Consider the following 410-nt stretch of genomic DNA (forward strand, 5'->3'; position numbering starts at 1 on the left):
CTTCGGCACGTTCTACGACCCCGACAACCTCCGCTTCGGCCCGATCCTGGCCTGCAACGAGGAGCGCCTCGCCCCCGGCGCCGGTTTCGAGGAGCACCCGCACAGCCACACCGAGATCGTCACCTGGGTCGTGGAGGGGGAGCTGACCCACCGGGACTCGGCCGGTCACGCCACGGTCGTGCGGCCCGGTGACGTCCAGCACCTCAGCGCGGCCTCCGGCGTCCGCCACGTCGAACGCAACGACGGAGAGACGCCGTTGACGTTCCTCCAGATGTGGCTCGCGCCCCTGGAGCCGGGCGGCGACCCCTCGTACACGACCGTCCCCGGCATCGCCGACTCCACCCCGTACGCCCTGCCGGAGGCGGGCGCGATGCTCCATGTGCGCCGGCTGGCCGAGGGCGAGCGCACGG

1 protein-coding gene is annotated in these 410 nt (G+C 72.9%); it reads left to right on the forward strand.

Going from position 1 to position 410, the window contains the following annotated elements; translation table 11 throughout:
- A partial coding sequence (locus JGS39_RS40270) for a pirin family protein (RefSeq protein WP_219574690.1) occupies positions 1-410 on the forward strand: 410 nt, incomplete at both ends.

The sequence above is a fragment of the Streptomyces poriferorum genome (assembly GCF_019399235.1).
Lineage (GTDB): Bacteria > Actinomycetota > Actinomycetes > Streptomycetales > Streptomycetaceae > Streptomyces > Streptomyces poriferorum.